The following is a 9,126-nucleotide window of genomic DNA, read 5'->3' as shown; positions in this document are numbered from 1 at the left end:
GCGCTCTTGTGCCTTTGCTTTTGATCTTCGTGCGCGATGGTGCAGGCGCCGCAGGATGCGACGTCAAGGCGCCAGGCCGAGCGCAGGTGTCGTGGAGGGGGATGAGCGGCAGGGATGCCGCGAAAGCCGTGCGGGCCATGGATGGCCCATCATGGCGTGCCCCCGGAACGACGCCGGAGTCGAGGGAAGTCCGAAGGACCCCAGCCTGTCGCAAAGACCTTTTGGTTACTTTTGGGGCGAATGCCAAAAGTGACCCGCCGTAAGGGCGGAAAGCTGAATCAGCATCACCTTCGGGAACGGATATACACGCAACGTCAGCGTCGCCAGCCGACGCGGAGCGTCAAGACATCCGTTCCCACGCAGAGCGTGGGAACGATCATAGGAACGATCAGCAGATTTAGTTCCATCGTCATAACGCCAACACCCCGGCGCCGCCGATATAAACATTCAATACCCATCACCACGCCATCACCCCCGATACGGGCCTACACTGACCTTATCCGTAGAAAAGATCATTTTTTAACCGGATCGAGGCAACTGTCATGCAAACCACAATAAAAAGACAATGCGTTTATGTAGTCGCCGTTGCAGTGGTTCTGGCCATTTATGGCGCAGGCGCCTACCGGATCGAACAACTGCGACAACAGCCACGCGGCGCCCTGGTCTGCACCTTCGGCCATTGCGCCCCCGCCGATGCCACCTTCAGCTCACTGCGCTGACCTATCCAGCTGACTCGATAAAACGGCACCTGCACGCTATCGATTAGGAAGCTAACGGATTAGACTGGGCACACTCCCCCGCCGTGATTGCGGCGGGTCAAACTGCCTGTTCGAGTCCTGCCCCGTGACCAGTCTGAATCAATCCCATACGGACATCCGCAGCATTCTTTTCGCGCTGATGATGGCCGTCTTTCTCAGTGCGCTGGACCAGACCATCGTCGCGGTCTCGATGCCCGCCATCTCGGCCCAGTTCAACGACTTCGACCTCCTCGCCTGGGTGATCTCGGCCTACATGGTGGCCCTGACCGTCGCCGTGCCGATTTACGGCAAACTGGGCGACCTTTACGGCCGCAGGCGCCTGATGCTGTTTGGCCTGGGAACCTTCACCCTCGCCTCGCTGTTCTGCGCCATGGCGCAAAACATGGAGCAACTGGTGCTGGCGCGAGTGCTGCAGGGTATTGGTGCGGGCGGGATGGTCTCGGTCAGCCAGGCCATCATCGGCGACATCGTGCCACCCCGCGAGCGTGGCCGCTATCAGGGTTATTTCAGCAGCATGTACGCGGTCGCCAGTGTCGCGGGCCCCGTGCTCGGCGGTTTCATGACTGAATACCTGTCATGGCGCTGGGTGTTCATCATCAACCTGCCGCTGGGTTTCATTGCCTGGTGGGTGGCGCGCAAGACACTCATCGGCCTGCCGGTTCCGCAACGCAAACCGATCATCGACTACCTGGGAACTGTGCTGATGATCGTCGGCCTGACCGCGCTGCTCCTGGGCATCACCGAAATTGGTCAGGGCCACAGCTGGCGCAACCCTCATGTGCTGACGCAACTGGGCGTGGCCCTGCTGGCACTGATGCTGTTCGTTGTCCATGAACGCCGCGCGCGCGAGCCATTGCTGCCGATGCACCTGTTCGCCAACCGCAGTGCAGTGTTGTGCTGGTGCACGGTGTTCTTCACCAACTTCCAGGCCATTTCGCTGATCGTCCTGCTGCCCTTGCGCTTTCAGACCGTCACCGGCGGCGGCGCGGACAGCGCAGCGCTGCACCTGATGCCGCTGGCCATCGGCATGCCCATGGGCGCCTACTTCGGCGGCCGCCGCACCTCGCTGACCGGCCATTACAAACCCATCATCCTCAGCGGCGCGTTGCTGATGCCGCTGACCATCATCGGCATTGCCTTCACCCCGGCCGACTCAGTCGTCCTGACCAGCCTGTTCATGGTGCTGACCGGCATCGCCTGCGGCTTGCAGTTCCCGACGTCGCTGGTGGGCTCGCAGAATTCGGTGCAAATGAAAGACATGGGCGTGGCCACCAGCACCACCAACCTGTTCCGCTCGCTGGGCGGCGCGGTGGGTGTGGCGAGCATGTCGGCGCTGTTGCTGGCGATGCTGGCAGGCTCCGGTCTGGATCAGCTCAGCGCTGGCGCGATCGGTGGCGAGGGGCAGTCCGGAAACCTGTTGATGGACAGCCTGAACAAGGTCAGCGGCCCGGCGCTTGAGCTGTTGCGAGGTCAATTGGCGATGACGTTCCAGCACTTGTTGCTGGCAAGCGCCGCCGTTTCGTTACTGGGGTTGTCGGCGGCGCTGGCGATGCCCAACACCGTGTTGCGTGGCCGTGAAGACAAGGACCGCTGAACGGCCCGTTGCTGTCGCCCGGCTGAATGACAGAAATTTCAGGGTAAAGAGCAGGTAAACCACCTGTTCAACCCGGTAGAACCTAGGTATAGATGCAGGCTATGCGCCACGCCGTTATAGTGCGGTGGCATCGGCGGGCAGCCGGGGCGCAGCGCCTCGCAAGGCGGGGCTGTAGCGAAGCATATCCAGAACGGTATCGACCAGTCGTTCGGCGTCCTCGAACAGAGGGAAGCTGTCAGGCACCAGTAACCACTGGCCCAGAATGCCGTGTATATAAGCATGCAGACAAACGGCAGCTCGCTGCGAGTCCAGGTCAGCGGGGAGTTGGCCTTGGCGGGCGGCGTTGCTCAAGGCCAGGGCGATTCGCTCGTTGGCGTCGAGCCAGACGAATTGCCGCTGGCGCCGCATGTCGCACATTTCATCGGTGAATTCGAATTTATGAAAAAGAATTTCATTGATGCGGCGGGTTTTTGGGTCCGTAGCAACTTGCTGAAACAAATGAACCAGAAGCTTACGTGTCCATCCCAAAGGGTCCAATTCGTCGGCGCTCTCGCTGGCGCGCGCCATTTCTTCCAGCGGCTCATGCAGGCTGTCGAGCATCGCCTGCACCAGATCGGCCTTGTTGCTGAAGTGCCAGTAGATGGCGCCGCGGGTCACTCCTGCCAGGGTCGCGATGTCGGCCAGCGTGGTGCGCGCCACGCCGCGCTCGAAGAAAGCCTGCTCGGCGGCTTCAAGAATCTGCCTGCGCGTTTCCAGTGCTTCCTCTTTCGTGCGTCGAACCATGGCAGTAAAACCTCAATGAAGATGCTTCAGGCTCTGCGGTCGAGTGGCCTGAACAGCATAGCGGGCGGCATTTGTATTGCCTTGTCCCGCGAGAGCGATCGATACCGGCAGTGCGTTCGTCTGTCGCACGTGCGGGTGTTTACAAACAACCGTGAACGTAAGTATATTCATTAGCTTGCTACTTATCCAGCCGGAAAACCCTTTAAGCCCTTTTCACTTCTCATGAGCGTTGCTCCTGACCCGAGGATTTTCATGCAATTCAAGCCAGCTGTTACCGTACTGGTCACTGCCGTCGCCCTGGCATCGCTGCTCAGCGGATGCAGTAAGAAGGAAGAAGCGGCAGCTGCTGCCCCACCACCTCCTCAGGTCGGCGTCGTGACCATCCAGCCCCAGCCCTACACGCTGGTTTCCGACCTGCCGGGCCGCACCACCGCCTACCGCGTCGCTGAAGTGCGTCCGCAGGTCAACGGCATCATCCTCAAGCGCATGTTCACCGAAGGCACCGACGTCAAGGCCGGCCAACAGCTGTATCAGATCGATCCAGCGGTGTATGAAGCCAACCTGAACAGCGCCAAGGCGACCTACGATGCCACCAACTCGCTGGCCGGTCGCTACAAGCAGCTGATCAACGAACAGGCCGTGAGCCGTCAGGAATACGACACCGCAGTGGGCAACGCCCGCGAAGCCCAGGCTGCCGTGCAGAACGCCGAAATCAACCTGCGCTACACCAAAGTGTATGCGCCGATTTCCGGTCGTATCGGTCGCTCGCTCGTGACTGAAGGCGCCCTGGTCAGCAATGGCCAGACCGATGCGATGGCCACCATTCAGCAACTGGACCCGATCTACGTCGACGTGATCCAGTCCTCGACCGAGATGCTGCGTCTGCGCCGCGAACTGGAAAGCGGCAAGCTGCAGAAGGCCGGTGACAACGCCGCCAAGGTCAAGCTGACCCTGGAAGACAACAGCCAGTACCCGGTTGACGGCAAGCTTGAGTTCTCCGAAGTATCGGTCGACCAGACCACAGGTTCCGTGACCCTGCGTGCAGTGTTCCCGAACCCGAACCACACCCTGCTGCCTGGCATGTTCGTGCACGCCCGCCTGCAATCCGGTGTGAACGAGAAAGCAATCCTGGTGCCGCAACAAGGCGTGACCCGTGACCTGAAAGGCACCCCGACCGCCCTGGTGGTCAACCAGGACAACAAGGTCGAGCTGCGCAGCCTGGTGGCCACCCGTACCAGCGGCACTGACTGGGTCGTGGACAAGGGCCTGAACCCGGGCGATCGCGTGATCACCGAAGGCCTGCAGTACGTCAAGCCCGGTGCCCAGGTGACCGTAGCGGACGCCACCAACGTGAAACCGGCTGCCGCCCCGGCTCCCGCCCAAGGGAGTAACTGATTCATGTCGAAGTTTTTCATCGATCGACCCATTTTCGCGTGGGTTATCGCCCTCGTGATCATGCTGGTCGGCACGCTGTCGATTCTCAAGCTGCCGATCAACCAGTATCCGGCCATTGCGCCACCGGCCATCGCCATTCAGGTGACCTACCCGGGTGCCTCTGCACAGACCGTGCAGGACACCGTGGTGCAGGTCATCGAACAGCAGATGAACGGTATCGACAACCTGCGTTACATCTCCTCTGAAAGTAACTCCGATGGCAGCATGACCATCACCGTGACCTTCAACCAGGGGACCAACCCGGACATCGCTCAGGTTCAGGTTCAGAACAAGCTCAACCTGGCGACCCCGCTGCTGCCGCAAGAAGTGCAGCAGCAGGGTCTGCGCGTGACCAAGGCGGTGAAGAACTTCCTGCTGGTGATCGGCCTGGTGTCCGAAGACGGCAGCATGGGCAAGGAAGACTTGTCCAACTACATCGTCTCCAACATCCAGGACCAGATCGCCCGTACCCCGGGTGTGGGTGACTTCCAGGTGTTCGGTGCCCAGTACGCGATGCGCATCTGGCTCGACCCGGACAAGCTGAACAACTACCAGCTGACCCCGGTCGACGTGAAAGCGGCGATCACCGCGCAGAACGTCCAGGTGTCGTCCGGCCAGATCGGCGGCCTGCCTGCGGTCAAGGGCCAGCAGCTCAACGCCACCATCATCGGCAAGACCCGCCTGCAGAACGCCGACCAGTTCGGCAACATCCTGCTCAAGGTCAACCAGGACGGTTCGCAAGTCCGCCTCAAAGACGTCGCGACCATCGGCCTGGGCGGCGAGAACTACAGCGTCGACGCACAGTTCAACGGCAAACCGGCTTCGGGCCTGGCGATCAAGCTGGCGACCGGTGCCAACGCACTGGACACCTCCAAGGCCATCCGCGAGACGATCAGCCGTCTGGAGCCGTTCTTCCCGCCTGGCATGAAAGCGGTCTACCCGTACGACACCACGCCTGTGGTCCAGGAATCCATCACCGGCGTGGTCCACACCCTGGGTGAGGCGATCATCCTGGTGTTCCTGGTGATGTACCTGTTCCTGCAGAACTTCCGCGCCACCATCATCACCACCATGACGGTGCCGGTGGTATTGCTCGGTACCTTCGGGATCCTCGCGGCAGCCGGCTTCACCATCAACACCCTGACCATGTTCGGTATGGTGCTGGCCATCGGCTTGCTGGTGGACGACGCCATCGTCGTGGTAGAAAACGTCGAGCGGGTGATGGCCGAGGAGCATCTGTCGCCTCGGGAAGCCACCCGCAAGTCCATGGAGCAGATCCAAGGCGCTCTGGTCGGTATCGCCATGGTGCTGTCGGCGGTACTGCTGCCGATGGCGTTCTTTGGCGGATCCACGGGCGTGATCTACCGGCAGTTCTCGATCACCGTGGTGTCTGCCATGGCGCTGTCGGTACTGGTCGCGCTGGTCTTCACCCCGGCGCTTTGTGCCACGATGCTCAAGCCCATCGACCCTGAAAAGCACGGCCAGCCGCGCAAGGGTTTCTTCGGCTGGTTCAACCGTACCTTCGACCGCAGCGTATTGAGCTATGAGCGCGGCGTCAGCAACGTCATTCGCCACAAGTTCCCGGCGTTCCTGGCGTACCTGTTGATCTTCGCCGGCATGATCTGGATGTTCACCCGCATCCCGACCGCGTTCCTGCCAGAAGAAGACCAGGGCGTGATCTTCGCCCAGGTCCAGACTCCACCCGGCTCCACCGCCGAGCGGACCCAGGGCACCCTGGACAAGATGCGCGAATTCCTGCTGACCGACCCGGGCGTCAAATCGGTGTTCTCGGTCAACGGCTTCAACTTCGCAGGTCGCGGTCAGAGTTCGGGCCTGGCATTCGTGCTGCTCAAGCCGTGGGATGAGCGTGATTCGTCCAACAGCGTGTTCGAAGTCGCCAAGCGTGCCCAGCAACACTTCTTCGGCTTCCGTGACGCGATGTCCTTCGCCGTGGTGCCACCTGCGGTACTGGAACTGGGTAACGCCACCGGTTTCGACCTGTACCTGCAGGACCAGGCTGGCCTTGGCCATGAAAAACTCATGCAGGCACGTAACCAACTGCTGGGCCTGGCTTCGCAGAGCAAGATCCTGGCAGGCGTGCGCCCCAACGGCCTGACGGACGAGCCGCAATACCAGCTGAACATCGATGACGAAAAAGCCCGCGCCCTGGGCGTGACGCAAACCGACATCAACACCACGCTGTCGGTGGCGATGGGCGGTAACTACGTCAACGACTTCATCGACCGCGGTCGGGTGAAGAAGGTCTACATCATGGGTAATCCCAAGTCGCGGATGAGCCCTGAGGACCTGAACAAGTGGTACGTGCGCAACGCCAGCGGGACCATGGTGCCGTTCAGCGCCTTCGCCACCGGCGAGTGGGTCTACGGTTCGCCAAAACTGTCGCGTTACAACGGTGTACCGGCCGAAGAGATTCTCGGTACTCCGGCGCCGGGCTACAGTACCGGTCAGGCGATGGCCGAGATCGAGAAGCTGGCGCAGCAGTTGCCACAGGGCATCGGTTATTCCTGGACGGGTCTGTCGTTCGAAGAACGTCTCTCCGGCTCCCAGGCACCGGCGCTGTATGCAATTTCGGTACTGGTGGTATTCCTCTGCCTGGCAGCGCTGTACGAAAGCTGGTCGATTCCGATTGCCGTACTGCTCGTGGTGCCGCTGGGTGTCATCGGTGCACTGATGGCGACCAGTCTGCGAGGGCTGTCCAACGACGTGTTCTTCCAGGTAGGCCTGTTGGTGACGGTGGGTCTGGCGGCGAAGAACGCGATTCTGATCGTCGAGTTCGCCAAGGAACTGCATGAGCAAGGCAAGTCGTTGATCGACGCAGCGGTCGAAGCGTGCCGGATGCGTCTGCGCCCGATCGTGATGACGTCTGCCGCGTTCATCCTCGGTGTGGTGCCGCTGACCATCTCCACCGGCGCAGGCTCCGGCAGCCAGCATTCGATCGGTACAGGCGTGATCGGCGGTATGATTACCGCGACCATCCTGGCGATCTTCTGGGTACCGCTGTTCTTCGTATCGGTGTCCGGGTTGTTCAAGAGCAAACAGAAACATATCCCACACGATGAGGCTGGCCAATGAGCAAGTCCCTGATCTCTCTGGCAGTGACCGCGATCGTTCTTAGCGGCTGCTCGTTGATCCCCGATTACAAGCAGCCTGCAGCACCGGTGGCCGCCCAGTATCCGCAAGGCCCGGCGTATTCGCCGGCCCAGGCGGCGAACCAGGCTGCCGCCGAGCAAGGCTGGCGCCAGTTCTTCCAGGACCCGGCGCTGCAACAACTGATTCAGACTGCCCTCGAAAACAACCGCGACCTGCGTGTCGCGGCCTTGAACATCGACGCCTTCCGGGCGCAGTACCGCATCCAGCGTGCGGACCTGTACCCGGCGGTCGCGGCTGACGCCACCGGGACCCGCCAGCGGGTGCCGGCCGATCTGTCCCAGAGCGGCCAGGCCGGCATCACCAGCCAGTACTCGGTGGGCCTGGGTGTCAGCGCCTATGAACTGGACCTGTTCGGTCGCGTTCGCAGCCTGAGCGAGCAAGCCCTGCAGACGTACTTCTCCAGCGAAGAAGCCCGCCGCAGCACGCAGATCAGCCTAGTGGCCAACGTCGCCAACGCCTACCTGACCTGGCAGGCCGACAAAGAGCTGTACAAGGTGACGCAGGACACCCTCGGCGCCTTCGAAGAAAGCTTCCGTCTGACCTCGCGCAGCAGCGAAGTCGGCGTGGCCTCGGCACTGGACCTGGCGCAGTCGCGCACGTCCGTCGAGAGCGCCCGGGTCAAGCTGGCGCAGTACCAGCGCCTGGTGGCACAGGATGAGAACAACCTCGTCCTGCTCCTGGGTACCGGTCTGCCAGCCAACCTGCCAGCGTCCAAACCGCTGAGCGCCGACATGCTCAACGAGATGCCACCTGGCCTGCCGTCCGAACTGCTGCAACGCCGGCCTGACATCCTGCAGGCCGAGTACAGCCTCAAGGCTGCCAACGCCAACATCGGCGCGGCCCGTGCGGCGTTCTTCCCCAGCATCAGCCTGACGGCCAGTGCCGGGACCGCCAGCGGTGATCTGAGTGGCCTGTTCAAGGGCGGTTCGGGCACCTGGCTGTTCACGCCGAAGATCAACCTGCCGATCTTCAACGCCGGCAGCCTGCGCGCCAGCCTGGACTACTCCAAGATCCAGAAAGACATCGGCGTTGCCAATTACGAGAAGGCGATTCAGACCGCGTTCCAGGAAGTCTCCGACGGCCTGGCCTCGCGCAAGACCTTCACCGACCAGCTCAAGGCGCAGACCGATTTCGTCACCGCCAACCAGGACTACTACCGCCTGGCCGAGCGTCGTTATCGTATCGGCGTCGACAGCAACCTGACCTTCCTCGACGCCCAGCGTCAGTTGTTCAGCGCGCAGCAGTCGTTGATCACCGATCGCCTGTCGCAGCTGACCAGTGAGGTCAACCTGTACAAGGCATTGGGTGGCGGCTGGTACGAACAGACCCAGACCGGCGAGAAGAAGCCGACGGCGGGCGACGTGCCGCCGATGCGGATGTTCTGAT

6 protein-coding genes are annotated in these 9,126 nt (G+C 61.7%); 5 read left to right on the top strand and 1 reads right to left on the bottom strand.

Features of this window, described 5'->3' with window-relative positions:
• The first annotated feature begins 542 nt into the window (after nt 1-542).
• Together NPS29_RS20875 and NPS29_RS20870 are read left to right on the top strand one after the other, a co-directional pair.
• Nucleotides 543-719 (top strand): hypothetical protein, encoded by a 177-nt coding sequence (locus tag NPS29_RS20875; RefSeq protein WP_274134801.1) that lies wholly within the window; start codon nt 543-545, stop codon nt 717-719.
• Between the two features lie 124 nt (nt 720-843).
• Nucleotides 844-2,352 carry an MDR family MFS transporter gene (locus tag NPS29_RS20870; protein WP_274134800.1) on the top strand — a complete coding sequence of 503 codons (1,509 nt, stop codon included), beginning with the start codon at nt 844-846 and terminating at the stop codon, nt 2,350-2,352.
• Between the two features lie 114 nt (nt 2,353-2,466).
• Here the strand turns inward: NPS29_RS20870 and NPS29_RS20865 are convergent, their stop codons facing one another.
• Nucleotides 2,467-3,135 carry a TetR family transcriptional regulator gene (locus tag NPS29_RS20865; RefSeq protein ID WP_274134799.1) on the bottom strand — a complete coding sequence of 223 codons (669 nt, stop codon included), beginning with the start codon at nt 3,133-3,135 and terminating at the stop codon, nt 2,467-2,469.
• A 252-nt stretch (nt 3,136-3,387) separates the two neighbouring features.
• On the opposite strand from NPS29_RS20865, the gene NPS29_RS20860 reads away from it, so the two are divergent.
• Genes NPS29_RS20860 through NPS29_RS20850 form a run of 3 tightly spaced genes read left to right on the top strand, consistent with a single transcriptional unit; the run spans nt 3,388 to nt 9,125 of the window.
• On the top strand, nt 3,388-4,530 hold the full coding sequence (locus NPS29_RS20860) for an efflux RND transporter periplasmic adaptor subunit (protein WP_274134798.1): 1,143 nt from the start codon (nt 3,388-3,390) through the stop codon (nt 4,528-4,530).
• Nucleotides 4,531-4,533: 3 nt separating this feature from the next.
• Nucleotides 4,534-7,662, top strand: a complete 3,129-nt coding sequence (locus NPS29_RS20855) for an efflux RND transporter permease subunit (RefSeq protein WP_274134797.1) — start codon at nt 4,534-4,536, stop codon at nt 7,660-7,662.
• On the top strand, nt 7,659-9,125 hold the full coding sequence (locus tag NPS29_RS20850; RefSeq protein ID WP_274134795.1) for an AdeC/AdeK/OprM family multidrug efflux complex outer membrane factor: 1,467 nt from the start codon (nt 7,659-7,661) through the stop codon (nt 9,123-9,125). Before NPS29_RS20855 ends, NPS29_RS20850 begins: the two co-directional genes overlap by 4 nt.
• The last annotated feature ends 1 nt before the right edge of the window (nt 9,126 follow it).

The organism is Pseudomonas putida (genome assembly GCF_028682175.1).
GTDB lineage: Bacteria > Pseudomonadota > Gammaproteobacteria > Pseudomonadales > Pseudomonadaceae > Aquipseudomonas > Aquipseudomonas putida_AD.
The sequence above is the reverse complement of the archived record's forward strand: the minus strand, read 5'-3'. Positions and strand labels throughout refer to the sequence as shown.

Bases quoted from the DNA above. Each gene is read 5' to 3' on its own strand.
- NPS29_RS20875 (WP_274134801.1), top strand. From the start codon at position 543: ATGCAAACCACAATAAAAAGACAATGCGTTTATGTAGTCGCCGTTGCA.
- NPS29_RS20865 (WP_274134799.1), bottom strand. From the start codon at position 3,135: ATGGTTCGACGCACGAAAGAGGAAGCACTGGAAACGCGCAGGCAGATT.
- NPS29_RS20860 (WP_274134798.1), top strand. From the start codon at position 3,388: ATGCAATTCAAGCCAGCTGTTACCGTACTGGTCACTGCCGTCGCCCTG.
- NPS29_RS20855 (WP_274134797.1), top strand. From the start codon at position 4,534: ATGTCGAAGTTTTTCATCGATCGACCCATTTTCGCGTGGGTTATCGCC.
- NPS29_RS20850 (WP_274134795.1), top strand. From the start codon at position 7,659: ATGAGCAAGTCCCTGATCTCTCTGGCAGTGACCGCGATCGTTCTTAGC.